Below are 25,426 nucleotides of genomic sequence, written 5' to 3' on the forward strand. Positions count from 1 at the left end.
GACGGCATCGTAACTAAACCGTCCAGCTGGTATAGTAACAGAATCGTCATCTGTCGGCGTTACGGTGATGAGAGACGAACAGAGGAACCCCGATGCCCCGACCTCCCCTGGCCCGCGAGCGCGTGCTCGACGCGTTCGAGTCGATCGTCATCAATGACGGCGAGCGAGCGGCGACGCTCGACGCGACGGCGAAAGCCGCCGGCGTCTCGAAGGGCGGGCTGCTCTACCATTTCGGTTCGAAAGAGGACCTCGCGGCGGGACTCCTCGATCGTCTCGACGCACTCACCACGGCAGACCTCGAGCGCATGGCCGCGGCAGACGATGGTCCGGTGGCGTACTACGTGCGCACGTCCGTCATGGAGGACGACGCCCTGGATCGCGCGCTCATCGCCGCATCGCGTCTGGCACAGGGCGGCTCTCTGCCGGCGGGCGAGGCGCTGCGCACAGTGCGGCGCCGCTGGGAGGACATGATCCGTCCGCACGTGCGCGATCGGGCGAGCCTCAACCTCGTGATGCTGCTCAGCGACGGGCTCTACTTCAACAACTCACTCGACGTGAACGGCGAGGAGCACCTCGTCCCCCATCGCGCCGAGCTCGACGATCTGATCGCCCTCGTGCTCCGCACGACGGCTCCCTGAAACGGGCGAGAGACAGAGCGGGAGGACGGCCGCTCGGCCGCCCCTCCCGCTCTCTTCGTGCGTCTGGCTCAGATGTCGGTGATCTCGATCTGACGGAACAGGTCGGCGTCGATCTCGGTGCGCAGGTCCTCGAGCAGGTCGTCGGACACCGGCGAGTCCAGCGTCAGCACGCTGAGCGCCTGGTCACCGGCGCCGAGCCGCGAGATCTGCATGCCGGCGATGTTGATGCCTGCCTCGCCGAACTTCTGGCCGTAGACCGCGACGATGCCGGGGCGGTCGGTGTACAGCATCACGACGTGGTGCTTCTCGATCGGCAGCTCGAGCGCGTGGTCGTTGATGGCGACCAGCTTCTCTGCCTGCTTCGGGCCGGTGAGGGTGCCCGACACCGAGAGCTGCGAGCCGTCGGAGAGAGCGCCGCTCAGAGTGATCACGTTGCGGTACTCGTCGCTCACGTCGTCCTTGAGAAGGCGAACCGCGATGCCGCGCTGGTCGGCGAGCAGCGGCGCGTTGACGTACGAGACCGTCTCGCTGACGATGTTCGTGAAGACGCCCTTGAGCGCCGCGAGCTTCAGCACGCTGACGTCGTAGTCGTTCAGCTCACCGTGGACCTCGACGTCGAGGCTCGTGAGAGGCGACGTCGCGAGGGCGGCGAAGATCTGGCCGAGCTTCTCGACGAGCGAGATTCCGGGGCGCACGTAGGGGTCGATGACTCCCCCGGCGACGTTGACCGCGTCGGGGACGAGGTCGCCGCCGAGCGCGAGGCGCACGGAGCGCGCGACCGAGACACCGGCCTTCTCCTGCGCCTCCTCGGTGCTGGCACCGAGGTGCGGGGTCACGACGACGTTGGGGAGGTCGAGCAGCGGACGAGCGGTTCCGCCCTCGGCGGGCGGCTCGGAGGTGAAGACGTCGAGTCCTGCGCCGGCGATCTCGCCGGCGACGAGCGCGGCGTGAAGCGCTTCCTCATCGATGAGGCCACCGCGGGCGACGTTCACGACGAAGGCGGTCGGCTTCATGGCCTTGAACTGCTCGGCGCCGATCATGCCGGTCGTCTCGGGCGTCTTGGGCATGTGGATCGTGAGGAAGTCGGCCTCGGCGACGAGCTCGTCGAGCGAGAGGAGCTGCACACCGAGCTGCTGCGCACGAGCCGAGGTGACGTAGGGATCGTACGCGACGACGCGCATGTCGAACGCGGCGAGGCGGGCGGCGACGAGAGCGCCGATGCGACCGAGGCCGACGATGCCGACGGTCTTCTCGAAGAGTTCCGCGCCCGTGAACGAGCTGCGCTTCCACTGGCCGGCGGCGAGGGAGGCATGGGCCGCGGGGATGCGACGGGCGAGGCTGAGGATGTGTCCGACCGTGAGCTCGGCGGCCGAGATGATGTTCGACGTCGGAGCGTTGACGACCATGACGCCGGCCGCGGTGGCCGCCTTGATGTCGACGTTGTCGAGTCCGACGCCCGCGCGGGCGACGACCTTCAGCTTCGGCGCGTGCGTCAGCGCCTCTTCGTCGATGTGCGTCGCCGAGCGGATCAGCACCGCATCGGCCTCTGCGAGCGAGGCGAAGAGCGCCTCGCGGTCAGTGCCGTCGACGTTGCGGACGTCGAAGTCGGGGCCGAGGGCCTCGATCGTGGCGGGAGAGAGAACTTCGGCGATGAGCACGACGGGCTTCGGCACAGGGATCCTTCGGGGCAGCGCGACAGGGGGCCGATGCGCCGCACACCATGGGGGCGCGATCACCTCAACTGTACCCGAGCGCTCCTGCTGCTCCGTGCCGTGTGACGCCGTGGATCAGACCACGGCCGTCACGAGATCCGACATGTTGAGGATGCTGTATCCGATCAGGCTCAACCAGAACACCGCCACGATGCCGAGGCCGGCCAGCAGCACCAGCGCGAGCTCGCCGGCGCGACGGCGTCGTCCGATCGCATACGCGAAGACGAACACGACGGCGGGGAAGACGACGCCGAAGAGCAGCGTCACCCATCCGATCCCCGTGAGGCCGTTCTGCGCCATCGAGATCACATGCGCGACGGCATTCCAGATGGCGTAGGCGTAGAAGAGACCTGCGAGGCCGAGAACGACCGCGCTCAGCCACCGAGGAGAACCGGAGGCTGCGGGAGAAGCCGACTGCGTCCCGGTCATGATCCGATCACCCCCACCGTCACGAAGGGCCATGGCACGAGAAGAACCACTCCGAGCAGGAGCAGCCCGATGCGGATCCAGGCCGCCTTGGCCCGGGTGAGCACCCACACCGCGAGGAACCACAGAGCGGGTGCCGCCACCGCGAGCACGAACCACGGCACGTACATGGCATCGGCCACGATCAGATTGGCGAGCGGCTTGAGCCGGAGGCCGCCGACGACCCAGCCGATGCTGTACAGCAGATAGACGCCGCCGACGATCCCGAGTGTCAGGAGCATCGCCGTGCTCAGATGCGCCGGTTCCTGCTCATCGGGCATCGTGACCGTGCCGTCCGCATCGACGTGCCCGACGCCCTCGCTGCCCCGGCCGACGGCGTTCCACCCGTCCGGCAGGGCTGCGTCGTCGGAGGCGTCGCCATGGGGCGCGGACGCCTCTCTGTCAGAGCCCTTCGGTGCGGGCGTCTTCGGCGCGACGCCGTCGTCACCGTCCCAGGTCAGGGCGTCGTCGGAATCGGAAGTCATGTCCTCAGCGTAGGACACGTCGTCCACTATGCTCGGGGGCATCTGGGCCACCGGGGCCCTTTCCGGAAGGAAGATCGTGGCCGAGCAGAACAAGAGCGCCGACCAGAGCCCCTCTGGCGGTTCCGTCGACGAACCCGCAGCCGGGTGGAAGCCGACGGCCGCAGCCAAGTCCAGGGCCACCACGTTCCGCTGGATCGCCGCCGTGCTGTGGGCGCTCGCGATCATCGGCGAGGGCGTCTCGATCTTCTGGCTCCTGCGCCAGCGCGAGTACGTCGGCGAGGACGGAGCCCTCGTCCGCGATCCGGACACCGGCCTGCTCGAAGACCGCGGCGTCACCGTGGTGTTCCCGCAGTGGGCGTTCGTCACCCTCCTCGTGCTGCTCGTGGTGATCGCAGCCCTTGCCATCACCGGTTCGATCCTGTGGAAGAAGGCGAACCGTCTCGATCCCGCCCGCAGGTCCGAGACGGTGCGCTTCTTCGTGCAGAACCAGCTCGGCGCGATCATCGCGATCGTCGCGTTCCTGCCCCTGGTGATCCTCATCTTCCTCAATAAGGACATGAGCAAGGGCCAGAAGACCACCGCCGGGATCGTCGGAGTGGTCCTCGCTCTGCTCGCCACGGTGATCGGAGTGGACTTCAACCCGCCCTCCGTCGAGAAGTACACCGCCGACCAGTCAGCCGTGATCCAGCTCCTCGGCAAGGACGAGGTCGTGTGGGTCGACGGCGGCGCGGTCTACCACGTCTGCGAAGACGTGTCGGACATCCAGACGGGCAGCGAGAAGCGCATCGGCACCACGGCAGAAGCCGTGGAGGCTGGCAAATCCCGCCTCACGCTGAAGTTCGCGTCCGAGCTTCGCGCCTGCGGGCTCGCCGTGCCGCTCAACGCGGACGACATCGAGGCGGCACTGCGTGAGATCCAGGGCGGCCAGGTCGATACCGTGCTGCCCGCACCGGTGTGGGCGAACGGTGACGACGCTCCCGCTGTGGTGGAGGATGCTCCCGCCGCGGAGTGATCTCCCTCGGTACGAACGAAGGGCCCGGTGCGGATCGCACCGAGCCCTTCGTTCGTACGTCAGATCAGCGTCAGCGCGCAGCGCTGCCGTCGACGTAGTCCTCGTCCTGCTGCTTCCACGCGAAGAGCGAGCGCAGCTCCTTGCCTGTGGCCTCGATGGGGTGCGTCTCCTCCTTGGCCCGCAGCGCGAGGAACTCCTCGCCGCCGTTGTCCTGGTCGTCGATGAAGCGCTTCGCGAACGCACCGCTCTGGATGTCGGCGAGGATCGCCTTCATCGACTCCTTGACCTCGGGGGTCACGACGCGGGGGCCCGACACGTAGTCGCCGTACTCGGCGGTGTCGGAGACCGACCAGCGCTGCTTGGCGATGCCGCCCTCCCACATCAGGTCGACGATGAGCTTCAGCTCGTGAAGCACCTCGAAATAGGCGATCTGCGGCTGGTAGCCAGCCTCGGTGAGCGTCTCGAAGCCGGCCTGGACGAGGTGGCTGACGCCACCGCACAGAACGGCCTGCTCACCGAACAGGTCGGTCTCGGTCTCCTCGGTGAAGGTCGTCTTGATGACGCCGGCGCGGGTGCCGCCGATGGCCTTGGCGTACGACAGCGCGGTCGCCCAGGCGTTGCCCGACGCGTCGCGCTCGACGGCGATGATGTCGGGGATGCCGCGACCGGCGACGAACTCGCGACGCACGGTGTGGCCCGGTGCCTTCGGTGCGACGAGGATGACGTCGACGCCCTCGGGAGCGTCGATGTAGCCGAAGCGGATGTTGAAGCCGTGCGCGAAGGCGAGCGTCTTGCCCTCGGTGAGGTTCGGGGCGATCGACTCGCTGTAGATCGTGCGCTGGTGCTGGTCCGGCGCCAGGATCATGATGAGGTCGGCCCACTGAGTCGCCTCAGCGACGGTCTTGACCGCGAATCCGGCTTCCTCCGCCTTCGGCGCCGACTTCGAGCCCTCCTTGAGCGCGATCGCGACCTCGACACCGGAGTCGCGAAGGTTCTGCGCGTGCGCGTGACCCTGCGAGCCGTAGCCGACGATGGCGACCTTCTTGCCCTGGATGATCGACAGATCGGCGTCTGCGTCGTAGAAGATCTCGGTGCTCACTGGTTTTCTCCTTGATTGGTGTTCGTGTACGTGTAGGAAATCTGGTCAGCCGCGCAGGACGCGCTCGGTGATGCTCTTGCCGCCGCGGCCGATGGCGAGGAGACCCGACTGCGCGATCTCCTTGATGCCGAACGGCTCGAGGGCACGGAGCATGGCGTCGACCTTGCCCCGATCACCGGTGACCTCGATCACCAGCGCGTCGGACGCATAGTCCACGACCGAGGCGCGGAACAGGTTGGCGACCTCGATGACGTTCGACCGGTTCGCGTTGTCGGTGCGGACCTTGACGAGCATGTGCTCGCGCTGCACCGAGGTCGGGAAGTCGAGCTCCACGATCTTGATGACGTTGATCAGCTTGTTGAGCTGCTTGGTCACCTGTTCGAGAGGCAGGTCCTCGAGGTCGACGACGACGGTGATGCGGGAGATGCCCGGCACCTCGGTCACGCCCACCGCGAGCGAGTCGATGTTGAAACCGCGGCGCGCGAACAGACCTGCGACGCGGGTCAGCAGACCGGGGGTGTTCTCCACAAGGAGGCTCAGCACGTGAGTCGACATGGTCAGTCCTCCTCGTCGAAAGCGGGCGCGTGCTCGCGGGCGTACTGGACGTAGCTGTTGCTCACGCCCTGGGGAACCATCGGCCACACCATGGAGTCGGCGCTGACGACGAAGTCGATGACGACGGGGCGGTCGTTGGTCTCGAGAGCGAGCTTGATCGCCGCGTCCACCTCCTCCTCCTTCTCGACACGGATCGCGAGACAGCCGTAGGCCTCGGCGAGCTTCACGAAGTCAGGGATGCGCACAGTGCCGTGACCGGTGTTCAGGTCGGTGTTCGAGTGGCGGCCGTCGTAGAACAGCGTCTGCCACTGGCGGACCATGCCCAGCGACGAGTTGTTGATGATCGCGACCTTGATCGGGATGTTGTTGATCGTGCAGGTCGCGAGCTCCTGATTGGTCATCTGGAAGCATCCGTCACCGTCGATCGCCCACACCACGCGGTCGGGCTCGGCGACCTTGGCGCCCATGGCAGCGGGGACGGAGTAGCCCATCGTGCCCGCTCCCCCGGAGTTCAGCCAGGCGTTGGGTCGCTCGTACTTGATGAACTGCGCAGCCCACATCTGGTGCTGTCCGACTCCGGCGGCGTAGATGCCCTCCGGGCCGGTCAGCTCACCGATCCGCTGGATCACGTACTGCGGCGCGAGGAGCCCGTCGGTCGTCGGCGCGTATCCGAGGGGGAACTCGGTACGCAGGCCGTCGAGGTACGACCACCACTCCTCCGTGTCGGGAGTCGTCGTGTTGACGGCCGAGCGGAACGCGGATTCGAGGTCGACCAGCACGTCGCGGACGTCTCCGACGATCGGCACATCGGCCGTGCGGATCTTCGAGATCTCCGCCGGGTCGATGTCGACGTGCACGACCTTGGCGTTCGGCGCGAAGAGCGCAGCCTTGCCGGTCACACGGTCGTCGAACCTCGCGCCGAGCGACACGATCAGGTCGGCCTCCTGCAGCGCAAGCACCGCAGGGACGGTGCCGTGCATGCCCGGCATGCCCAGGTGCTGCTGGTGCGAGTCGGGGAACGCGCCGCGAGCCATGAGCGTCGTCACGACCGGCGCGTTCGTCGTCTCGGCCAGGGCGAGCAGCTCGGCCGACGCACGACCACGGATCACACCGCCACCGACGTAGAGCACCGGCTTCTTGGCCTCAGCCAGAAGGGCGGCTGCCGCATGGATCTGCTTGCCATGGGCCTTCGTCACGGGGCGGTACCCCGGCAGGTCGTACTTGGGCGGCCAGACGAACGGCGCCATGGCCTGCTGTGCATCCTTGGTGATGTCGACGAGCACCGGACCGGGGCGGCCCGTCGAGGCGATCTCGTATGCCGCCGCGATGGCGCCGGGGATCTCGGATGCGTCCTTCACGAGGAACGAGTGCTTCGTCACCGGCATCGTGATTCCCACGATGTCGGCCTCCTGGAACGCGTCGGTGCCCATGAGCGTCGAGAACACCTGGCCGGTGATCGCGAGCAGCGGCACCGAGTCCATGTAGGCGTCAGCGATCGCGGTCACGAGGTTGGTCGCACCGGGGCCAGAGGTCGCGATGCAGACACCGACCTTGCCCGACGACGATGCGTAGCCCTCGGCGGCGTGGCCCGCTCCCTGCTCGTGCCGCACCAGGATGTGCCGAAGGTCGGCCGCATCCATGAGCGGGTCGTAGACGGGGAGGATCGCGCCGCCGGGGAGGCCGAAGACATCCCTGACGCCGAGGAGCTCGAGCGTGCGGACGACAGCCTCTGCTCCGGAGATCTCCGGTGCGGCGGATTTGGGTGCGGGCGGCCTCGGCACAGCCGAGACGGTGTCAGCAGTCATGACACTCCTTCTGATGGTCTGTAGGCGACGTCGGAGGCTGGATGCCGGATTCGACGCGGATCAGCCGGTCGTCGCGCCCTCGGCGGCTGACCGCACGAGACGCGAGTACTTGGCAAGAACGCCACGGGTATAGCGCGGGGGTAGCGGCTCCCAGCCAGAGCGGCGGGAGGCGAGCTCCGCCTCGTCGACGAGTAGGTCGAGAGAGCGAGCTGCGATATCGACCCGTATCAGATCACCATCGCGCACGAAGGCGATGGGACCTGCGTCCACCGCTTCGGGTGCTATGTGGCCGATGCACAGGCCGGTTGTGCCGCCTGAGAATCGTCCGTCAGTCAAGAGTAGTACATCTTTTCCGAGCCCCGCGCCCTTGATGGCCGCGGTGATGGCCAGCATCTCGCGCATACCCGGTCCGCCCTTCGGACCCTCGTAGCGGATCACGATGACGGTGCCCGCCTCGATCTCGCCGTTGGCCACGGCGTCCATGGCCGCACGCTCGCGCTCGAACACGCGGGCGGGGCCCTCGAACACGGCGGCGTCGAAGCCGGCCGTCTTCACGACCGCGCCCTCGGGCGCGAGCGAGCCGTGCAGGATCGTCAGGCCGCCGGTCGCGTGGATCGGGTTGTCGAACGTGTGGATGACCTCGCCGTCGATCGGCCGCGGGTCGAGATCCGCGAGGTTCTCGGCGAGCGTCTTGCCCGTCACGGTGAGCGCGTCACCGTGCAGCAGCCCCTCGTCGAGCATCGCCTTCATGATCACGGGGATGCCGCCGTGGCGGTCGACGTCGTTCATGACGTACTTGCCGAACGGCTTCATGTCCGCCACGTGCGGCACCTTGTCGCCGATGCGGTTGAAGTCGTGCAGGCTCAGCTCGACATCGGCCTCTCGCGCGATGGCGAGCAGGTGCAGCACGACGTTCGTCGAACCGCCGAGGGCCATCGCGAGCGCGATGGCATTCTCGAACGCCTCCTTGGTGAGGATGTCGCGGGTCGTGATGCCCTGACGGAGCAGGTTCACGACGGCCTCGCCGGAGCGGTGCGCGAAGTAGTCGCGGCGGCGATCCGCGGCGGGCGGGGCCGCCGAACCGGGAAGGCTCAGGCCGAGGGCCTCGGCCACCGACGCCATGGTGTTGGCCGTGTACATGCCTCCACAGGCACCTTCACCCGGGGCGATCGCGCATTCGATGCGCTTGAGGTCCTCTTCGCTCATGAGACCGGCGCGGCACGCGCCGACGGCCTCGAACGAGTCGATGATCGTGACGTCCTTCTCGGTGCCGTCGGAGAGCTTGACCCATCCGGGGGCGATCGAGCCGGCGTAGAGGAAGACGCTGGAGAGGTCGAGTCGGGCGCTGGCCATGAGCATGCCGGGGATCGACTTGTCGCAGCCGGCGAGCAGCACCGAGCCGTCGAGCCGCTCGGCCATCATCACGGTCTCGACCGAGTCGGCGATGACCTCGCGCGACACCAGCGAGAAGTGCATGCCCTCGTGGCCCATCGAGATGCCGTCGGACACAGAGATCGTGCCGAACTGCAGCGGGTAGCCACCACCCGAATGCACGCCCTCTTTCGCCCCCTGCGCGAGACGGTCGAGGCTCAGGTTGCAGGGCGTGATCTCGTTCCAGCTGGACGCGATGCCGATCTGGGGCTTGTCCCAGTCGGCGTCGCCCATGCCGACGGCACGGAGCATGCCTCGGGAGGTCGTCGCCTCGATGCCGTCTGTGACGACGCGGCTGCGGGGCTTGATGTCGATGGGCGCGCTGGTGGAGGGATCATGCGAGGACATGACGGAAGTCTATTCCCGCCGAGAGGTGCGCTCGTCCGCGAGCGCCTCCAGAAGCAGCGCGATCTGTTGTGGGTTCTCCACACGAAGCTCGGCGGCGCTCTCCCCCGGGCCCACACGCACGCCCAGATCGTCGCCGGTGAGCACCCGCATCGCGTCCTCGTCCGTGACGTCGTCACCGGCGAAGAGGATCGCGGTCGCATCGAAATGCTCGCGAAGGGCGGCCATCGCGGCGTCCTTCCCCTCGTTCCGAGAGGAGAACTCCAGGACTCGGTGTCCTGCGCGTCGCCGCCAGTGGGGGAAGCGCTCCGCCACCAGCGCGTCGATCTCGGCGAACACGGCCTTCTCGACCTGGGGAGTGGCCGTACGCGTGTGCACGCCCATCCCGAAGGTCTTCGGTTCGAGCTCGGCACCCTCGTAGCGATCGATGATCGGTCGTGCCGCCTCCCACAGCTCCTCACGGGAGCCCTCGGCGGACTCGGCACCGTCGGTCGCGGCATCGCCGACACCCGGGTACCAGTACTGGGCACCGTGCGAACCGGCGAGAGCGATCAGCGAATCATCCGTGTGCTCGGTGATGACTCTCAGGTCGTGCATGCTGCGCCCCGACACGTAGGCGACCACCGTGTCCGGCAGAGCGGCGAGCCGCGTGACCTGCGTCGCGACCTCGGGCAGCGCCCTGGCCGCCATCGGGTCGGGGATGAGCGGAGACGCCGTGCCGTCGAAGTCCAGTGCGACGACCAGCCTGGGCGTCGCGGCGATGGCGCTCAGCGCCGGGTCTGCTTCTCCGGGGGTCCAGCTACGGGTCACAGGGTCTCCAATCGAGGCGGTGTCCTCCCAGTATGACCCGGCGGATCAGCGTCGGCGGACCTCCGCGAGCGCGCGGAGGAACGACGACGACCAGGCGTTCACATCGTTCTCCAGCACACGGCGCCGCAACGACCGCATCCGCTTGCCCTGCTCGGCCGGCGTCATGGAGACCGCCGTCATGATCGCGTCCTTCAACCCGGCGATGTCGTGCGGGTTGACCCGCACCGCCTGTCGCAGCTCATCGGCGGCTCCCGTGAACTCGCTGAGCACGAGCACACCGCGGTTGTCGGCTCGGGTCGCCACGTACTCCTTCGCCACGAGGTTCATGCCGTCGCGCAGGGCGGTCACGAGCATGACGTCGGCGGCGAGGTACAGCGCGACCATCTCCTCGCGCGGATAGCCCTGGTGCAGATACCGGATCGCCGTGTGACCCATCGTGTCGTGGTCGCCGTTGATGCGCCCGACCGCGAGCTCGATCTCGTCCCGCAGGTGCACGTAGGCATCGACGCGCTCGCGACTCGGACTCGCGACCTGCACGAAGGTGACGTCGTCGACGCTCAGCTGGCCGTCTTCGAGCAGCTCGCCATACGCCTTGATGCGGTGTCTGATGCCCTTGGTGTAATCGAGCCGGTCGACGCCGAGAAGGATCTTCTTGGGATTGCCGAGGCTCGCTCTGATCTCAGCCGCCCGTGCCCGCACCTCGGGGCGGGCAGCGAGCTCGAGATACGGAGCCGTGTCGATGGAGATCGGGAACGCCCGGGCGACCGCGGTGCGGGGGCGTCCGTCGTCCGTCGGGATCGCCACTGCTGATCCCTTGACCTCATAGCGCAGGCGACGGCGCACCGCCGTCAGGAAGTACGTGGCGTCCTGCGCGCGCTGGAATCCGATGACATCGGCGCCCAGCAGACCCTTCAGCACCTGATCACGCCAGGGCAGCTGGGCGTAGAGACCGTGCGCCGGGAACGGGATGTGATGGAAATAGCCGATCGTGACGTCGGGTCTCAGCTCCCGAATCATCTGCGGCACCAGCTGCAGCTGGTAGTCGTGCACCCAGACCGTGCCGTCGGGCGCGACGACATCGGCGGCGGCCTCTGCGAACCGGCGGTTGACCTTGACGTATGCCTCCCACCACTCGCGGTGATACTGCGGCGGCGCGATCACGTCGTGGTACAGCGGCCAGATCGTGTCGTTGGCGAAGCCCTCGTAGTAGTCGGCGACCTCTTCGGCACTGAGCGGCACGGGAATCAGGTCGATGCCGTTGATCTCGAATCGGTCCAGCTCGAGGTCGGGCTGTCCCGGCCACCCGACCCAGGCCCCCCGCGCGCTGCGCATCATCGGCTCGAGGGCGGCGACCAGACCGCCCGGGGAGGTCCGCCACTCCTCGTCTCCGTCAGGACCCACGACCCGGTCGACGGGAAGTCGGTTGGCGACGACGACGAAATCTGCGACTGACATGTGTGGATGCTCCTGACGATGCAGTGGGGGTGCTCCTCAGGCTACAGAAGCTCAGACCGAGGCTACGCGAGGTCGAGTGGCAGTGAGGGGCCAATTGACAAGGGCGGCCGTGAACGCTACGCCGGCGGCGATGATCGGCAGGACGAGGGCGCTTCCTGTGCCCACGTTCTCGGCGAGCTCCCCTGCCACCGCCGCGCCGAGGGACTGACCGACGACGATGCCCGAACCGAGCATCGTCATCACCGTGGCCGAGCGTCCGAGCGGGCTGCGCGCGGCGCCGAAGCTGTACTGGGTCACCAGCGTCGGTCCGATTCCGATTCCCATGATCGCCAGCGCGACCATCATCATCGCTGGCGAGTCGACGAGCAGCAGCAGCAGCAGGCTGCCTCCGAGCAGGATGCCGGAGAACAGCAGCCAGCGCGCCCGCAGCGAGAACCGCACCGGAAGCCAGGCGACACCGAGGGCGAGGATCGCCGAGCCGACGCCCATGACGCCGTAGAGGAGTCCCGCCTGCTCGGGGGCGCCTCGATCGGCCATGAAAGACGTGAGCGCCGTGAGCATCGTGCCGAAGAACATCCCCACACCGAGGATTCCGACGACGACGATCAGCAGATGCGGGCTGAAGAGCTCCGACACCTTGGACGGGGCCCTGCCGTCTTCATCTCGGTGCACGGACACGGCGCGCGCACTCGGATGCAGGGCGAATGCGCCGACGAACACCACCGTGAGCACGGCCGCTCCGATCAGCGGTGCCCAGGGAGCGAGCGCCGACGCGAGGATGCCGACGATGAAGGGGCCGAACACGAACACGGTCTCATCGGCGGCGGACTCGTACGCCATGGTGCCCGAGACGGTGCGGGTGCGGAGCGCCTCCGGCATCCGGTCGGCGATCATCGTGACGAGCCTCGATCGAGACATGGGGGCGACCTGCGGGGCTGTCGCACCGATGCCGAAGGCAGCGATCAGCACCAGGGCATCCGCTCCGCCGGTGTAGACGACGAGGGTGAAGATGACCAGCATCGCTCCGTTGGCGATCGCCAGGATGAGCAGCACCGTGCGCTGGCCGAAGCGATCAGCCGCGGCGCCCAGCAGAGGCCCGAAGCACGCCGTGCCCAAGCCGACCGCTGCGGAGGTGAGTCCGCCGAGCGAGAGCGAGCCGCGCGCCGAGACGACGACGGTGAGGACTCCGACGACCATCATCGCGAACGGCAGTCGGGCGATGAACGCGATGAGGAAGTACGGCAGGCCCGCGATGCGGAGCAGTCCTGGTGCCTCCGGCGTGGGCGTGGGGGCGTGGTGCTGAGGCGTGGGTGTTGCGTGTGTCATGGGCTCACGCGCGTCCGCAGACGCGGGGTCGGGTGCCGCCGCTGTCCGCCGGAAAGCCGACGGCCGGTAGATACACGGATTGCGGCCGCGGGCGAGCCGCGACTCCTCCATTGTACCGCGCGGGTCAGAACCGTCTCTGGATGCCCTCGGTCGACGAGTCCTCGTCGTGGCAGATTCCGCGCCGGATTGTCAAGGCTGAGCGCCGTGAGGCGGTCGGAAGGTAGCGTGAAGGCATGAACTACCTCTCGGGAACCGGACTCCTTGGCGCGATCATGACGGGAACCACCCTGCTCCGCGGCTCCCGCGAGACGCAGCTCACGTGGCGATCTGCGCTCGCGTGGGTGAGCTGGGGCATCAGCCTGGCCCTCGCGATCGGCGCGGTCGTCGACACCCGGCGTGCGAAGCAGGGACGCCCCGTCTCGCCGGACTCGCCCGTCTACGCGAAGCAGCAGCGGGAGCACGAGAAGCAGGCCAAGAAGGAGTCGAAGGGCATCAAGCCCCTCAAGCGCTGACTTCTCAGCGTGTGAGGATCAGCGCCTCACCCTGACCACCGCCGCCGCACAGCCCGACGGCAGCGGTGCCCGAACCGCGGCGCGCGAGCTCATGAGCGACGTGGACGACGAGCCGCGTGCCGGATGCTCCGATCGGATGGCCGATCGCTATGCCGCCGCCGTGGATGTTGACGACGTCGCTGCTCAGACCGAGCTCGACCTGCGAGCGTGCGACCACGGCTCCGAACGCCTCGTTGATCTCGACGACATCCAGATCCGCCGGTGCGATGCCCTGCTTCTCGCAGGCCCGCCCGATCGCGCGGGCGGGCTGGGCCTGCAAGGAGTTGTCCGGGCCCGCAGTCTGACCACTCGCTCCGACGGTGACGAGCACCGGCCATCCCTTGGCCTCCGCGGTGCCGCGAGTGGTGACGACGACCGCCGAGGCCCCGTCGGAGATCTGAGACGAGTTGCCCGCCGTGATCGAGCCGCCGTCGGCGAACGCCGCCCGAAGACCTGCGAGCGACTCGACGGTGGTGTCGGGTCTGATCCCCTCGTCGGCGGTGACGAGCACCGGCTCTCCGCGACGCTGTGGCACCGCCACCGGCACGATCTCGTCGTCGAACACGGCGGCCGCCTGCGCCGCCGCGGCGCGCTGATGCGACAGTGCGGCGACCTGGTCCTGCGCGTCCCTGGTCAGGTCGTAGCGGGCGTTGTGGCGTTCCGTCGACGCGCCCATGCTCTCTCTGTCGTAGGCGTCTGTGAGGCCGTCGTAAGCCATATGGTCGAGCACCTCGACGCTGCCGTACGTCCATCCGTCGCGCGAACCCATGAGCAGGTGCGGAGCTCTGGTCATCGATTCCATCCCGGCCGCGACGACGACCTTCGCGTCGCCCGTGCGGATCATCCGAGACGCGTCGATGATCGCGGTGAGACCGGACAGGCACACCTTGTTCACGGAGTGAGCCGGAACGTCCCAGCCGATGCCGGCGCCGATCGCCGCCTGTCGAGCGGCGTTCTGGCCGGACCCGGCCGCCAGGACCTGACCCACGATCACGGCGTCGACCTCCGAGGGATCGATGGATCCCTGTTCGAGCGCGCCTCTGATCGCGAACGCACCGAGCTGCGGGGCGGTGAAGCTCGCCAGCTGGCCTTTGAGCCGCCCCTGCGGGGTGCGCGCGGCGGCGACGATGACGACGTCCTGGTCTTTCGGGTGGTCGTGGGCGCTCATCTCAGCCCCTCCGTTCTCTGGGTTCATCGGTCGAGCATCTCTGCGGGAATGGCGAGCGGCGGCTCGGTCGAGTCGACGACCTGTTCCACTGTCACGCCCGGTGCGAGCTCGACCAGGGCGAGACCATCGGGTGTGACGTCGATGACCGCCAGGTCGGTGATGATCCTGTCGACCACGCCGCGTCCGGTGAGGGGAAGCGAGCAGTGGTGCACGATCTTCGCCGATCCGTCTCTCGCGACATGCTCCATCAGGACGATGACGCGCGCGGCGCCATGCACGAGGTCCATCGCGCCACCCGGGCCCTTCACCATCTTTCCAGGGATCATCCAGTTCGCGAGGTCTCCCGTCGCGGACACCTGCATGGCGCCGAGGATCGCGGCGTCGATCTTTCCGCCTCGGATCATGCCGAAGCTCGTCGCCGAATCGAAGAACGCCGCACCGGCGAGCACTGTGACCGTCTCCTTGCCCGCATTGATCAGATCAGGGTCCACCGCATCCTCGGACGGGTACGGCCCGACCCCGAGGATGCCGTTCTCGGACTGCAGCACGACGGTCACGCCGTCCGGCATGTGATTGGGCACGAGCGTCGGCAGCCCGATCCCGAGGTTGACGTACGACCCGTCCCGCAGCTCGGCGGCAGCGCGTGCTGCCATCTCATCGCGCGTGAGTGCCATGTCAGACTCCTTCCGCAGCGACGGTGCGTCGCTCGATGCGCTTCGGGATGTCAGTGCCGACCTCGACGACGCGATGCACGAAGACACCGGGCAGATGGATGCGGTCCGGGTCCAGCTCGCCCGGTTCCACGAGCTGCTCGACCTGCGCGATGCAGACTCGTCCGGCCATCGCCGCGAGCGGATTGAAGTTGCGGGCCGCCTTGTTGAAGATCAGATTGCCGTGCCTGTCCCCCGCCAGCGCGTGCACCAGTGCGAAGTCGGTGGTGATGGCCTCCTCGAGCACATGGTCTAGTGGGCCTGCCGGCGTGTCGAAGGTGCGCACATCCTTGGGCGGGGACCCCACCGCAACGCTGCCGTCGGGGTTGTAGCGCCGAGGAAGCCCGCCCTCGGCGACCTGCGTGCCGACACCGGTCTGCGTGAAGAACGCCGCGATCCCCGATCCTCCCGCACGAAGCTTCTCGGCCAGCGTTCCCTGCGGCGTCAGCTCGAGTTCGAGCTCGCCCGAGAGGAACTGCCGCTCGAACTCCTTGTTCTCGCCGACGTACGAGGACGTCATCTTGCGGATGCGTCCGGCAGCGAGCAGGATGCCGAGACCCCAGTCGTCGACTCCGCAGTTGTTGCTGACGACACTGAGTCCTGCCGTGCCCTGAGCGAGCAGCGCCTCGATCAGTGCGATCGGGTTGCCGGAGAGTCCGAAACCTCCGACGGCGAGGGAAGCACCGTCTCCGATGTCTGCGACCGCCTCCGCGGCATTCGCCCACTGCTTGTCGATCACGCATTCTCCTTCGAAAGACGTACCTGTTCAGCATCCGCCTCTCCGGCCCCGGAAGATAGGCGGCTCTTGCGATGTGGACGCATCAGGGCCTAGCGTCCACATTATGGAATCCGCCGTCGTCGTTCCGGGAACGCAAGCGATCGCCCGCGCCGCGAAGCTCCTCCGACTGGTCACCTCCAGCGGGCATGACGGCGCATCGCTGCACGACCTCGCACGAGCCGCTGAGCTGTCTCGCTCCACCGCCCATCGGCTCCTGTCCGCGCTGCGCGCGGAAGGCCTGGTCGACCGTGATGAGTCCACCGCTCGCTGGATGCCGGGCCCGGAGCTGTTCCTCATGGGATCGGTCGCGGCCGCACGCTACGACGTGACTGCCCTCGCTCGGGACATCGTTCGATCACTCGCGGTCAAGACGGAGGAGAGCGCCTTCCTCTCCGTGCGCAGGGCAGACGAGACGGTATGCCTGCTCCGCGAGGAAGGGTCCTTCCCGATCCGGTCGTTCGTGCTGAGCGAGGGCGTCCGGTTCCCTCTCGGCGTGGCAAGCGCCGGCCTCGCCATCCTGGCCTTCCTGCCTGACCACGATGTGGACGCCTATCTCGAACGGCATCCCGACCTGGAGACCGCGTGGGGCCGCTCACACGGCGCTCGCCCCCTGCGTACACGCCTCGCGGAGACGAAGGAGCGGGGCTACGCGGTGAACCCCGGGCTCATCGTCGAGGGCAGCTGGGGCATCGGCGCAGCGGTCTTCGATCGGTCGGGGCGGCCTGAATGGGCCCTCAGCCTGACCGGCGTCGGGTTCCGCTTCGGACCCGATCGGATCGGCGACCTCGGCAGGACGCTCCTCGCCCACGCGCACCAGCTCTCCGCGCGGATCGCCGGGGCACGGCGCTGACCTGACCCGATCTGACCTGACCTGACCTGACCTCAGTACATACCAACGGGTATATACTCGGTGGTATGAATCGTCAGGATGTCATTCCCTCACTCGTGCTCTCGGGGTACGCGCTGGGCCGCATCGCCGCGCAGGACGCCGGCAACGACGCACCTGCCGCACAGTGGCGGGTGCTGAGCCTGCTCGAGCAGGCGGGGCCGAAGAGGGTCGGAGAGCTCGCGGCCGCGGCGCGCACGACCCAACCCGGGATGACCCGGCTGATAGGGAATCTGGAGCGCGAGGGACTCGTGCTCCGCTCCCCCGACGCCGAGGACTCGCGCGCGATCGCCGTCGCCATCACCGACCCAGGCTCCCGAGCGCTGCAGGCATGGCGCGAAGAGTTCCGCGACACTCTCGCTCCGCGCTTCGCCGACCTCGACGCCGACGAATGGAGCGTCCTGACCCGCGCTGCCGAGATCCTTGCAGCGCACACCACCACAGAGTCGACAGGAGCTACAGAGTGAACACCCCCGCCACCTCAGTGTGGAAGCAGCCAGCCCAGGTGTGGGCCGTCGCATTCGCGTGCGTCGTCGCCTTCATGGGCATCGGACTGGTCGATCCGATCCTCCCGGCGATCGCAGAATCGCTCCAGGCGAGCCCGGTCCAGACCGAGCTGCTGTTCACGAGCTACCTCGCGGTGACCGGACTGGCCATGCTCATCACCAGCTGGATCTCGAGCCGCATCGGCGCGAAGAAGACACTGCTGATCGGACTGGCGCTGATCGTCGTGTTCGCTCTCTTCTGCGCGCTCAGCGGCAGTGTCGACGCGATCATCGGCTTCCGCGCGGGGTGGGGTCTCGGCAACGCCCTGTTCATCTCCACCGCACTGGCGACGATCGTCGGATCAGCGACCGGAGGCAGCTCCGCGGCCATCATCCTGTATGAGGCGGCTCTCGGCCTCGGCATCGCGATCGGCCCGCTCCTGGGCGGCCTCCTCGGCGAGCAGAGCTGGCGTGCACCGTTCTTCGGCGTCGTGGTGCTGATGGCGATCGCGTTCCTCGCGGTCCTCGTCCTTCTGCGCGGCCCCGCTGAGAAGCGCACGCCGGTGCCGTTCTCGGCGCCTTTCAAGGCCCTCGGCAACCCCGCCCTCGCCGTGCTCGCCACGGCGGCGTTCTTCTACAACATCGGATTCTTCATCCTGCTCGCGTTCTCGCCCTTCCCCCTCGGCTTCGGAGCGATGGGGATCGGCTTCACCTTCTTCGGGTGGGGCATCGCGCTCGCGGTCACGAGCGTATGGGTCGCACCGCTGCTCATGCGCCGGATGTCACGCACCCGTGTGATCCTCACGGTTCTCCCGCTTCTCGCCGTCGATCTGATCGTCGCCGGGTTCCTGGTGGAGTGGTCCACAGCACTCGTCGTCTGCATCGTCGTCGGCGGACTGCTGCTCGGAGTGATGAACACCGTGCTCACCGAGGCTGTCATGGAGGCGACGGACCTGCCCCGATCGGTGGCCTCATCGGCGTACTCCTCGGTGCGATTCCTCGGCGGAGCGATCGCTCCGCCGCTCGCGGCAGCCCTGTGGCACGCGTTCGACGCGACGGTCCCCTATCTTGTCGCAGCCGCCGCAGTGCTGGTCGCCGCGCTGACGATCTTCCTCGGACGCAGGATCCTCGCGCACATCGACGACGAGCCGGCTGACGCCGCCGTCGAAGACGCCGAAGCGATCCTGCTGGGCGACGCCGCGTGAGACTCGAGCCTGCTGCGTTCGATACCGTGGGGTCATGAACGACCTCCCCGAGCGCAGCAGGCTCGTGCAGCAGCACCTCGTCGACGCCGGTGTCGCGGCAGAGATCCGCATCCTGCCGGATTCCGCGCGGACGGCCCCCGAGGCTGCCGCCGCGATCGGATGCGATGTCTCCGCGATCGCGAACAGTCTCGTATTCGTCGCCGACGGGACGCCGGTTCTCGTGATGACGAGCGGCGGTCACCGGGTCGACCTCGACGTCCTGGCGCGCAGCACCGGCGCGGCCACTATCGCGATGGCACCGGCATCCGTCGTGCGCGAGGCCACGGGCCAGGCGATCGGCGGAGTCGCCCCGGTCGGGCATCCGACGCGGCTGCGCACCTACATCGACGAGGATCTTCGCGAGCACGGAGAGATCTGGGCCGCAGCCGGGCACCCGCATACGGTGATGCCGCTGACCTTCGAGACCCTTCAGCACCTCACCGACGGAGACGTCATAGCGGTCGACTGAGCGACCACTACTTCACGGTCACCGTGATCTCGGCGGTCTGCTGATCGTCTGCGTCTTCGGGAACCGCCCCGCGGAACTCGTATTCGAACTGGATCACCGTCGTGCCGTCACCGACCGGTGCGAACCGATACGAGACCTCGCTCGGAGCACCGGTCTCGCCATCCTGGCCGAGGTAGCGGGATCGCTTATCGCCAGGCCCGAGCACGGCCGGGTCTGGCTCGCGAGTGATCACCCACGCATCGCCGACTGTCGGATTGATCTCACCGAAGTCGACCACGAGGGCTTCTCCGGGCTCGAGCGTGACCGATGAGGTCGTGTAGGCGACCGTCTTTTCGGCCGCAGAACAGCCCGTCAGTCCCAGACCGAGAGATGCTGCGACCGCCACGACGGCGCAGGCCTTCACCAGTCTGCCCATGGCCATCCCCCTAGCGTTTGCATCACGCTAGCGCACCGAGTGCATGATTCCCGGCATCTCCGTGGGTGCAGAAAAGCCTCGATGACTGGCGAGAGTCATCGAGGCTGATCCGTGCACCCCCTCGGACTTGAACCGAGAACCCACTGATTAAGAGTCAGTTGCTCTGCCGATTGAGCTAGAGGTGCGTGGCCCGGGAATTCCCCGGCCGAGGAATTACATTACCAGCGGATCGCCGCCGGACGAAATCGAGCAGGGTCGTCCGCGTCCGCCGCGCGTGTCGCCCCATGTCAAGCCCTCTCAGACTCCCTTGTTCTGGCGGTTATCCTGGATTCGTGACCGCCTCCCCCCGCGTCGACGACTTCTCTCGCGACCTCGCACTCGCCCTCCGACTCGCCGATGCCGCCGACGCGCAATCCCTCCCCCGGTTCGACAGTCCCGACCTCGAGGTCTCGACCAAGGCCGACAACTCGCATGTCACAGACGCCGACCTCGCGACCGAGCGGGCGATCCGCTCGCTCCTGGCGACCGAGCGGCCGGACGACGGCATCTTCGGCGAGGAGTTCGGCGCCGAGGGCAGCACCCACCGGCAGTGGATCATCGACCCGATCGACGGCACCGCCAACTTCCTCCGCGGAGTGCCGCTGTGGGGCACCATGATCGCGCTCGCGGTCGACGGAATCCCGCAGGTCGGCGTCGTCAGCATGCCTGCCATCGGACGCCGCTGGTGGGCCGCTGCAGGTTCGGGAGCGTGGACCGCCACGGACGCCGAGCCGCGCCGCATCCGAGCGTCCGCCGTGTCGTCTCTCGACGACGCCAGCGTCAGCTTCCAGAGCATCGCCCAGTGGGCTGAGTCCGGGCACATCGACCAGCTGCTGACGCTCGCGGATCGCGTGTGGCGCGATCGTGCGTACGGTGACATCTACGCATACATGCTCCTCGCCGAGGGGCGAATCGACATGGTCGCAGAGTTCGGCGTCAAGGAGTACGACGTCGCCGCCGCTGTGCCGATCGTGCGGGAGGCCGGCGGTCGGATGACCGGGTTCGACGGTGCGGAGACGATCTCGGATCTCTCGACACTCGCCACCAACGGCATCCTCCACGAGGCCTTCCTCGATCTCCTGCACGACTGACCCCCGATGAAGGCTCGCGCGATGAACCGCTTCACCTCCGCCGCACTGGGCGCTCTGCTGCTCGCTGTCGCGCTCACCTCCTGTGCCGGGACTCCGGAGGGATCCGCCTCGCCCACTCCGGACGCGCCGAAACCCTCCCCCTCAGCCACAGCCGAGCCCGTGGCGTCTCCGACCCCCACATCCGCGGCGGAGCCCACCTGCGACACGATCGTGTCGGCCGGCACGGTGAAGGTGCTCACCGATCAGGGGTGGACGTTCGAGGAGAAGGAATTCGTGGTCGGCGGCGTGACGCTCGCCGATGGTCTCCTCTGCTTCTGGGCCGACTACAGCGTCGCCTCCGACCATGGCCAGCTCTACGGATGGTCGACGATCAGCGCAGAGGATGCCGCCTCCGCGCAGTCCTCCCTGCTGGCAGAAGGCTGGACCCGAGAAGACGGCCCCGACGGCATCTACATCACCGAGAACCCGCAGTTCGCGATGGGGACCGACGAAGACGGATACGGCATGACCTATCTGTTCGGCGACGGATGGGTCAAGTTCGCGGATACCCGCCAGGGTCTGATCCTGATCGAATGGGCCAGCTGACGGCACTCCAGTCCACCCGTTTCGGTGCGCTCATCGCACCGGCGCGTCAATCACCTCGTCCACCAGGAGAATGCCGCCGGTGGAGTTCACCGACTGCATGAGATCGTCGATCCAGCGTGGGTTCAGCTGCGGCTGCTCCGGCTCGTCGAAGGTGAATCGCAGCGGGATCGACGGGTGGATCCAGATGGTGGACCGCCCGCCGGGCTCTCCCTCGGGGTGGCGCCACGACAGCGTGAAGCTCTCCTGTCGGCGGAGCTTGGTCGCGATGACGATCTTCAGATGCGCGAGTGCTCGATCTTCGATGTGGATCGGAACGTCGGACGCGCCATAGAACAGCGTTGCCATGCCAACCAGAATACTGATCGGACGGCGATTGGTGCGCACGCGCCGCGGCCCCGAAGAGCCGATCATGAGCGGTGTATCGTCGCTCGCATGGATTCGGAGCTCGCTGACATCGCGGTGACGCTCTACACCGGTTCGCCGGCCGAGTTCACCACCGCACGAAACGCCCGCGCCGCCGACACCGACGACCCCGCTCTCGCGGCCCGAATCCGGGCCTTGAAGAAGCCGTCGGTCGCGGCCTGGGTGGTGAACGTCTTCGCGCACGAACGCAGCTCGCAACTCGGAGAGGCGTTGCTACTCGCCGAAGAACTGCGCGAAGCGCAGGCGGATCTGGACGCTCGCGCTCTCGCACAGCTCGGACGCGACCGGCGCGCCCTCACCAACAGGCTCGCCGCGGACGCCGCCGAACTCGCCGAAGCGCGCGGACAGCGCATCACGGCGTCGACGAGAGAGGCGGTGCAGCAGACCATCAGCGCCGCCTTCTTCGATCCGACCGCGGCCGCCGCCGTCTCGTCCGCTCGGTTGGTGCGGGAGTTGGAACCCGCCGGCACGTTCGCAGACATCGCCGACAGCATCGTCGGCGGGGGCGTTCCCGATGCCCCCGCGGTCATCGCCAAGCCCCTCGATGAGGTCAAGGCGCGCAGAGAGCGACGGGACGCAGAACGGACTGTCAGAGAAGCGGAGAGGACGCACGATCGCGTGGTCCGCGAGGCGGCCACAACGGACCGGGCACTCAGGGATGCATCCGTGCGTGTCGACGAGCTCACACATCGCGAGCAGGAACTCGAGGCAGAACTGGCGAAGGTGCGGCGCGATGCGAAACGTGCGAGAGGTGAGGCCGAGAAGGCGGAGACCGAGCAGGAAGCACTCGCGCAGCGCGTACGAGACGCGGAGGACGATCTCCGCGCCGCACGGGAAGCCCTCGACGGGCTCGCCAACGCCTGACGTCAGCCTCTGAGAGCCCCCCGGCGGAAACACGCGACGCGGAGCCCGCTCGTCAGTCAACCGATATTCTGTGTGTATCCTGAGCGCGGGACTCCACCGGCGGAGCCGAATTCACAAGGAGTGGCATGCGCAATCGGGTTCTCGTGGCCGCTCTCGTCACCGCCATCGTCACCGCAGCGCTCACACCATCGGTGGCACTGGCAGCGCCTCCGACGTCGGCGGAATGGGTACCCGTGGCCACGCTGCTGGATCAGTTGCGTGTCGAGGCTCCTTCCACCGTCAAGTACAACCGCGACCAGTTCTTCGAAGGCGCAGACCTCGACGGGGACGGCTGCCGCACCCGTCAGGAGGTTCTCCTCGAGGAGACGGACATCCCCGCGACCGTCACCGGCGTGTGCACCGTCACCGCGGGTCAATGGTTCTCCTACTATGACAACGTCATACACATCGACCCCGCCGCAGTCGAAATGGATCACCTCGTCGCGCTCAAGGAAGCGTGGGTGTCCGGAGCGTGGGCATGGACCGACGCACAGCGACAGGGATACTCCAACGATGTCGACGACTACCGCACGCTGACAATGGTCACCGCGGCCGTCAACACCGCGAAAGCCGACAAGGATCCTGCGTCCTGGCTGCCCTCCTACGGTCCCATGCGGTGCACTTACGTCTCCGAGTGGGTCGCGGTGAAATGGCGTTGGAACCTGTCCGTCGACCCCGCCGAGAAGAACGCCATCCAGACGCTCCTCACTGATTGCAGCTGGCGGGACACCCCCCTCCCGGCTGTTCCCGCTGTGGGGCGGCCATCCGCGCCGCCGTTGCCGGAACCCCGCGCCGTCTACCGATTCTGGAGTCCCGTCTACCAGGGTCACTTCTTCACCACTGACCCGACAGAGCGCGATCAGATCATCGCGCGCTGGCCCGGTGTGTGGACATATGAGGGGCAGCGATACACCGCGTTCACGACCCAGGTCGCAGGCACCATTCCGCTGTACCGATTCTGGAGCACTCAGTATTCGGGGCACTTCTACACCGCAGACCCGGCAGAGCGCGCCGCGGTGATCGCCAAGTGGCCGAGCATCTGGAAGGACGAAGGGGTCGCCTACTACGTGTACCCGGCGAACTCCGCTCAGCCTGACACTGTTCCGGTGGCACGATTCTGGTCGAGCTCCGCGGCCCACCACTTCTACACCGCCGACGCAGCAGAACGCGACGCGGTCCTCGCCAAGTGGTGGAGGGTGTGGTCGCACGAGGGCGATGAGTTCCGTGTGCCGTCCTCGGGTGTCCCCAACCCTCATGAGTAGCGACCAGAGCGGCCGCGCTCACGGTCGCGCAAAGAAGGCCCGCCTCCCTGGTTGATCACCAGGGAGGCGGGCCTTCTTGCTTGTGACAGCGACGTGGTGGAGCTGGGGGGAATCGAACCCCCGTCCAACGCTGAGTCTCCACGCCTTCTCCGGGCGCAGTCTGTGAAGACGTTCTACTCGGCTCCGACCTTTGTCACAGACACCTAAGTCGACGAGCCCAGCCTGGGAAGAGTCCCACGTGACGTCCAGACGCCATCACGCAGCAAGATTCCTAGATGACGCCAGGATCCGTATCGGAATCACATACGGCCTGACGGACTATCGGGCTCGCTTATGCAGCGAGGGCGAAGTCGTTGCGCTTGGTTTCGGCAACTATTGTTTTGCAGAGAGCGTTTACGAGATAACTCTGCATCCTCGGCCCGCTTCTCGTGGATTCACAGGCGCTGTCGAAACCGATCAGCCCCGTGGTCCTTCTCTCGAAGGAGCCGCTGTCACACTGTTGATTTTTCACCTCGGGAACCGGAGTCCCCGAGCCTCATAGACTACAACGTTCGCAGCGGCTGCGCCATTCCTGGGCTCCTCAGTGCGCTGGCGTAGAGTCGCGACATGAGCGAAGTCACCGTCACCGTCCGGGGCGAGCATGAGGCGCGGATCGCGCCCGAGCGCGCCACCATCCGCGTCAGCGTCCGCGCCGAAGGCGCCGAGCGAGCAGCAGTCGTCGACCGCGTCATGCGTCTCACCGAGCCTGTGCGCGAGAGCATCGTCGCACGACATGACACCGGTGTCGTCGTCGACTGGTCGAGCAAGCGACTGTCCGTGCGCGCCGAACGTCCGTGGAACAACGAAGGCAAGCGTCTCGCCCCCGTGCACTACGCCAGCATCGATCTGACTGCGACCTTCGCCGAGGCGTCCGAGCTCTCGCTCTGGGTATCGGACGTCTCGCCGTGGGACGGAGTCGAGGTCGGATGGGTCGACTGGCATCTCACGACCGAGACGCGCTCCCGGATCGAGCGCGAGGTCGCGGCAGCGGCAGTCGGAGTGGCTGTCACACGCGCGCAGGCGTACGCGACGGCGCTCGGACTCGGCACCGTCGTGCCTGTGGAGATCGCCGATGTCGGGCTGATCGCGCCGACACCCGTCCAGCCGTTCTCCGGCATGGCGAAGGTGCGCGGCGCCATGATGCAGGAATCCGACACAGGCGGTGCGTCGATGGAGTACGAGCCTGACGAGATCGTCATCTCGGCCACCGTGGAAGCGCGCTTCCTCGCTCGCTGATCCG

At 67.4% G+C, this 25,426-nt stretch carries 27 protein-coding genes, 1 tRNA gene and 1 other RNA gene; 12 read left to right on the forward strand and 17 right to left on the reverse strand.

Annotation, left to right across the window (positions count from 1 at the left end):
* Positions 1 to 92 precede the first annotated feature (92 nt).
* Positions 93 to 638 carry a TetR/AcrR family transcriptional regulator gene (locus OPU70_RS03610; protein ID WP_498557159.1) on the forward strand — a complete coding sequence of 182 codons (546 nt, stop codon included), beginning with the start codon at positions 93 to 95 and terminating at the stop codon, positions 636 to 638.
* A gap of 68 nt (positions 639 to 706) precedes the next feature.
* Here OPU70_RS03610 and serA read toward each other — a convergent pair whose 3' ends face one another.
* From serA to OPU70_RS03625, 3 genes are all read right to left on the reverse strand, one after another.
* Complete coding sequence (serA, locus tag OPU70_RS03615) at positions 707 to 2,311, reverse strand: phosphoglycerate dehydrogenase (RefSeq protein WP_367820721.1); 1,605 nt, start codon at positions 2,309 to 2,311, stop codon at positions 707 to 709.
* 114 nt (positions 2,312 to 2,425) lie between these two features.
* Positions 2,426 to 2,779 carry a hypothetical protein gene (locus OPU70_RS03620; RefSeq protein WP_498557160.1) on the reverse strand — a complete coding sequence of 118 codons (354 nt, stop codon included), beginning with the start codon at positions 2,777 to 2,779 and terminating at the stop codon, positions 2,426 to 2,428.
* Entirely contained in the window at positions 2,776 to 3,300 is a 525-nt protein-coding gene (locus OPU70_RS03625) for a hypothetical protein (protein ID WP_498557161.1), read from the reverse strand. The genes OPU70_RS03620 and OPU70_RS03625 overlap by 4 nt, the downstream gene beginning before the upstream one ends.
* Positions 3,301 to 3,376: 76 nt before the next feature.
* On the opposite strand from OPU70_RS03625, the gene OPU70_RS03630 reads away from it, so the two are divergent.
* Positions 3,377 to 4,312: a hypothetical protein gene (locus tag OPU70_RS03630; RefSeq protein WP_475123589.1), complete on the forward strand. Its 936-nt coding sequence runs from the start codon at positions 3,377 to 3,379 to the stop codon at positions 4,310 to 4,312.
* A 70-nt stretch (positions 4,313 to 4,382) separates the two neighbouring features.
* Here OPU70_RS03630 and ilvC read toward each other — a convergent pair whose 3' ends face one another.
* Genes ilvC through OPU70_RS03665 form a run of 7 tightly spaced genes read right to left on the reverse strand, consistent with a single transcriptional unit; the run spans position 4,383 to position 13,138 of the window.
* The gene (ilvC, locus tag OPU70_RS03635; RefSeq protein WP_042541742.1) at positions 4,383 to 5,411 is read right to left on the reverse strand and encodes a ketol-acid reductoisomerase; all 1,029 of its coding nucleotides are present in this window, start codon (positions 5,409 to 5,411) and stop codon (positions 4,383 to 4,385) included.
* 45 nt (positions 5,412 to 5,456) lie between these two features.
* On the reverse strand, positions 5,457 to 5,966 hold the full coding sequence (gene ilvN, locus OPU70_RS03640) for an acetolactate synthase small subunit (protein WP_042541743.1): 510 nt from the start codon (positions 5,964 to 5,966) through the stop codon (positions 5,457 to 5,459).
* A gap of 2 nt (positions 5,967 to 5,968) precedes the next feature.
* Positions 5,969 to 7,771, reverse strand: coding sequence for an acetolactate synthase large subunit (locus tag OPU70_RS03645; RefSeq protein ID WP_042541744.1), 1,803 nt, complete (start codon positions 7,769 to 7,771; stop codon positions 5,969 to 5,971).
* A 60-nt stretch (positions 7,772 to 7,831) separates the two neighbouring features.
* Complete coding sequence (gene ilvD / locus OPU70_RS03650; protein ID WP_498557162.1) at positions 7,832 to 9,550, reverse strand: dihydroxy-acid dehydratase; 1,719 nt, start codon at positions 9,548 to 9,550, stop codon at positions 7,832 to 7,834.
* 9 nt (positions 9,551 to 9,559) lie between these two features.
* Positions 9,560 to 10,357, reverse strand: a complete 798-nt coding sequence (otsB, locus tag OPU70_RS03655) for a trehalose-phosphatase (protein ID WP_498557163.1) — start codon at positions 10,355 to 10,357, stop codon at positions 9,560 to 9,562.
* Between the two features lie 45 nt (positions 10,358 to 10,402).
* Entirely contained in the window at positions 10,403 to 11,812 is a 1,410-nt protein-coding gene (locus OPU70_RS03660) for an alpha,alpha-trehalose-phosphate synthase (UDP-forming) (protein WP_498557164.1), read from the reverse strand.
* 51 nt (positions 11,813 to 11,863) lie between these two features.
* Positions 11,864 to 13,138, reverse strand: coding sequence for an MFS transporter (locus OPU70_RS03665; protein ID WP_498557165.1), 1,275 nt, complete (start codon positions 13,136 to 13,138; stop codon positions 11,864 to 11,866).
* A 233-nt stretch (positions 13,139 to 13,371) separates the two neighbouring features.
* Here OPU70_RS03665 and OPU70_RS03670 point away from each other — a divergent pair, with 233 nt between their 5' ends.
* Positions 13,372 to 13,650 carry a hypothetical protein gene (locus OPU70_RS03670; protein ID WP_498557166.1) on the forward strand — a complete coding sequence of 93 codons (279 nt, stop codon included), beginning with the start codon at positions 13,372 to 13,374 and terminating at the stop codon, positions 13,648 to 13,650.
* A gap of 4 nt (positions 13,651 to 13,654) precedes the next feature.
* Here OPU70_RS03670 and OPU70_RS03675 read toward each other — a convergent pair whose 3' ends face one another.
* Genes OPU70_RS03675 through OPU70_RS03685 form a run of 3 tightly spaced genes read right to left on the reverse strand, consistent with a single transcriptional unit; the run spans position 13,655 to position 16,306 of the window.
* Positions 13,655 to 14,857, reverse strand: coding sequence for an acetyl-CoA C-acetyltransferase (locus tag OPU70_RS03675; protein ID WP_498557167.1), 1,203 nt, complete (start codon positions 14,855 to 14,857; stop codon positions 13,655 to 13,657).
* 23 nt (positions 14,858 to 14,880) lie between these two features.
* A complete protein-coding gene (locus OPU70_RS03680) occupies positions 14,881 to 15,531 on the reverse strand; it encodes a 3-oxoacid CoA-transferase subunit B (RefSeq protein ID WP_498557168.1) in 651 nt (216 codons plus the stop codon).
* Position 15,532: 1 nt separating this feature from the next.
* Positions 15,533 to 16,306, reverse strand: coding sequence for a CoA transferase subunit A (locus OPU70_RS03685; RefSeq protein WP_498557169.1), 774 nt, complete (start codon positions 16,304 to 16,306; stop codon positions 15,533 to 15,535).
* Positions 16,307 to 16,409: 103 nt separating this feature from the next.
* Here OPU70_RS03685 and OPU70_RS03690 point away from each other — a divergent pair, with 103 nt between their 5' ends.
* The 4 genes from OPU70_RS03690 (at position 16,410) to OPU70_RS03705 (ending at position 19,429) form a co-directional block, all read left to right on the forward strand.
* The gene (locus OPU70_RS03690; protein ID WP_309687985.1) at positions 16,410 to 17,195 is read left to right on the forward strand and encodes an IclR family transcriptional regulator; all 786 of its coding nucleotides are present in this window, start codon (positions 16,410 to 16,412) and stop codon (positions 17,193 to 17,195) included.
* A gap of 65 nt (positions 17,196 to 17,260) precedes the next feature.
* Entirely contained in the window at positions 17,261 to 17,698 is a 438-nt protein-coding gene (locus OPU70_RS03695) for a MarR family winged helix-turn-helix transcriptional regulator (RefSeq protein WP_498557170.1), read from the forward strand.
* Positions 17,695 to 18,921, forward strand: coding sequence for an MFS transporter (locus tag OPU70_RS03700; RefSeq protein ID WP_498557171.1), 1,227 nt, complete (start codon positions 17,695 to 17,697; stop codon positions 18,919 to 18,921). The genes OPU70_RS03695 and OPU70_RS03700 overlap by 4 nt, the downstream gene beginning before the upstream one ends.
* A gap of 34 nt (positions 18,922 to 18,955) precedes the next feature.
* A complete protein-coding gene (locus OPU70_RS03705) occupies positions 18,956 to 19,429 on the forward strand; it encodes a YbaK/EbsC family protein (RefSeq protein WP_042541755.1) in 474 nt (157 codons plus the stop codon).
* Positions 19,430 to 19,436: 7 nt separating this feature from the next.
* Here OPU70_RS03705 and OPU70_RS03710 read toward each other — a convergent pair whose 3' ends face one another.
* Positions 19,437 to 19,850 (reverse strand): hypothetical protein, encoded by a 414-nt coding sequence (locus OPU70_RS03710; protein ID WP_498557172.1) that lies wholly within the window; start codon positions 19,848 to 19,850, stop codon positions 19,437 to 19,439.
* Between the two features lie 106 nt (positions 19,851 to 19,956).
* Positions 19,957 to 20,029: transfer RNA gene (locus tag OPU70_RS03715), tRNA-Lys, on the reverse strand.
* 147 nt (positions 20,030 to 20,176) lie between these two features.
* Here OPU70_RS03715 and OPU70_RS03720 point away from each other — a divergent pair.
* Positions 20,177 to 20,974: an inositol monophosphatase family protein gene (locus tag OPU70_RS03720; protein ID WP_056376633.1), complete on the forward strand. Its 798-nt coding sequence runs from the start codon at positions 20,177 to 20,179 to the stop codon at positions 20,972 to 20,974.
* A 21-nt stretch (positions 20,975 to 20,995) separates the two neighbouring features.
* Positions 20,996 to 21,559 (forward strand): hypothetical protein, encoded by a 564-nt coding sequence (locus OPU70_RS03725; protein WP_475123582.1) that lies wholly within the window; start codon positions 20,996 to 20,998, stop codon positions 21,557 to 21,559.
* Positions 21,560 to 21,589: 30 nt separating this feature from the next.
* On the opposite strand, the gene OPU70_RS03730 is transcribed toward OPU70_RS03725, so the two are convergent.
* Positions 21,590 to 21,904 carry a DUF7882 family protein gene (locus OPU70_RS03730; protein WP_056376632.1) on the reverse strand — a complete coding sequence of 105 codons (315 nt, stop codon included), beginning with the start codon at positions 21,902 to 21,904 and terminating at the stop codon, positions 21,590 to 21,592.
* Positions 21,905 to 21,991: 87 nt separating this feature from the next.
* On the opposite strand from OPU70_RS03730, the gene OPU70_RS03735 reads away from it, so the two are divergent.
* Together OPU70_RS03735 and OPU70_RS03740 are read left to right on the forward strand one after the other, a co-directional pair.
* Positions 21,992 to 22,846: a transposase gene (locus tag OPU70_RS03735; RefSeq protein ID WP_498557173.1), complete on the forward strand. Its 855-nt coding sequence runs from the start codon at positions 21,992 to 21,994 to the stop codon at positions 22,844 to 22,846.
* 125 nt (positions 22,847 to 22,971) lie between these two features.
* Positions 22,972 to 24,147 (forward strand): GmrSD restriction endonuclease domain-containing protein, encoded by a 1,176-nt coding sequence (locus OPU70_RS03740; RefSeq protein WP_498557174.1) that lies wholly within the window; start codon positions 22,972 to 22,974, stop codon positions 24,145 to 24,147.
* Positions 24,148 to 24,241: 94 nt separating this feature from the next.
* On the opposite strand, the gene ssrA is transcribed toward OPU70_RS03740, so the two are convergent.
* Positions 24,242 to 24,611: a transfer-messenger RNA gene (gene ssrA, locus OPU70_RS03745) on the reverse strand.
* Positions 24,612 to 24,753: 142 nt separating this feature from the next.
* Here ssrA and OPU70_RS03750 point away from each other — a divergent pair.
* Complete coding sequence (locus OPU70_RS03750; protein WP_079112693.1) at positions 24,754 to 25,422, forward strand: SIMPL domain-containing protein; 669 nt, start codon at positions 24,754 to 24,756, stop codon at positions 25,420 to 25,422.
* Positions 25,423 to 25,426 lie beyond the last annotated feature (4 nt).

The sequence above is a fragment of the Microbacterium sp. SWDP-B6 genome (genome assembly GCF_059803615.1).

Excerpts from the sequence above, each read along its gene's own strand:
- OPU70_RS03610 (WP_498557159.1), top strand. The coding sequence starts at position 93 with ATGCCCCGACCTCCCCTGGCCCGCGAGCGCGTGCTCGACGCGTTCGAG.
- OPU70_RS03620 (WP_498557160.1), bottom strand. The coding sequence starts at position 2,779 with ATGACCGGGACGCAGTCGGCTTCTCCCGCAGCCTCCGGTTCTCCTCGG.
- OPU70_RS03625 (WP_498557161.1), bottom strand. The coding sequence starts at position 3,300 with ATGACTTCCGATTCCGACGACGCCCTGACCTGGGACGGTGACGACGGC.
- ilvN (WP_042541743.1), bottom strand. The coding sequence starts at position 5,966 with ATGTCGACTCACGTGCTGAGCCTCCTTGTGGAGAACACCCCCGGTCTG.
- OPU70_RS03645 (WP_042541744.1), bottom strand. The coding sequence starts at position 7,771 with ATGACTGCTGACACCGTCTCGGCTGTGCCGAGGCCGCCCGCACCCAAA.
- ilvD (WP_498557162.1), bottom strand. The coding sequence starts at position 9,550 with ATGTCCTCGCATGATCCCTCCACCAGCGCGCCCATCGACATCAAGCCC.
- OPU70_RS03660 (WP_498557164.1), bottom strand. The coding sequence starts at position 11,812 with ATGTCAGTCGCAGATTTCGTCGTCGTCGCCAACCGACTTCCCGTCGAC.
- OPU70_RS03665 (WP_498557165.1), bottom strand. The coding sequence starts at position 13,138 with ATGACACACGCAACACCCACGCCTCAGCACCACGCCCCCACGCCCACG.
- OPU70_RS03670 (WP_498557166.1), top strand. The coding sequence starts at position 13,372 with ATGAACTACCTCTCGGGAACCGGACTCCTTGGCGCGATCATGACGGGA.
- OPU70_RS03675 (WP_498557167.1), bottom strand. The coding sequence starts at position 14,857 with ATGAGCGCCCACGACCACCCGAAAGACCAGGACGTCGTCATCGTCGCC.
- OPU70_RS03680 (WP_498557168.1), bottom strand. The coding sequence starts at position 15,531 with ATGGCACTCACGCGCGATGAGATGGCAGCACGCGCTGCCGCCGAGCTG.
- OPU70_RS03690 (WP_309687985.1), top strand. The coding sequence starts at position 16,410 with ATGGAATCCGCCGTCGTCGTTCCGGGAACGCAAGCGATCGCCCGCGCC.
- OPU70_RS03695 (WP_498557170.1), top strand. The coding sequence starts at position 17,261 with ATGAATCGTCAGGATGTCATTCCCTCACTCGTGCTCTCGGGGTACGCG.
- OPU70_RS03705 (WP_042541755.1), top strand. The coding sequence starts at position 18,956 with ATGAACGACCTCCCCGAGCGCAGCAGGCTCGTGCAGCAGCACCTCGTC.
- OPU70_RS03710 (WP_498557172.1), bottom strand. The coding sequence starts at position 19,850 with ATGGCCATGGGCAGACTGGTGAAGGCCTGCGCCGTCGTGGCGGTCGCA.
- OPU70_RS03725 (WP_475123582.1), top strand. The coding sequence starts at position 20,996 with ATGAACCGCTTCACCTCCGCCGCACTGGGCGCTCTGCTGCTCGCTGTC.
- OPU70_RS03730 (WP_056376632.1), bottom strand. The coding sequence starts at position 21,904 with ATGGCAACGCTGTTCTATGGCGCGTCCGACGTTCCGATCCACATCGAA.
- OPU70_RS03735 (WP_498557173.1), top strand. The coding sequence starts at position 21,992 with ATGGATTCGGAGCTCGCTGACATCGCGGTGACGCTCTACACCGGTTCG.
- OPU70_RS03740 (WP_498557174.1), top strand. The coding sequence starts at position 22,972 with ATGCGCAATCGGGTTCTCGTGGCCGCTCTCGTCACCGCCATCGTCACC.
- OPU70_RS03750 (WP_079112693.1), top strand. The coding sequence starts at position 24,754 with ATGAGCGAAGTCACCGTCACCGTCCGGGGCGAGCATGAGGCGCGGATC.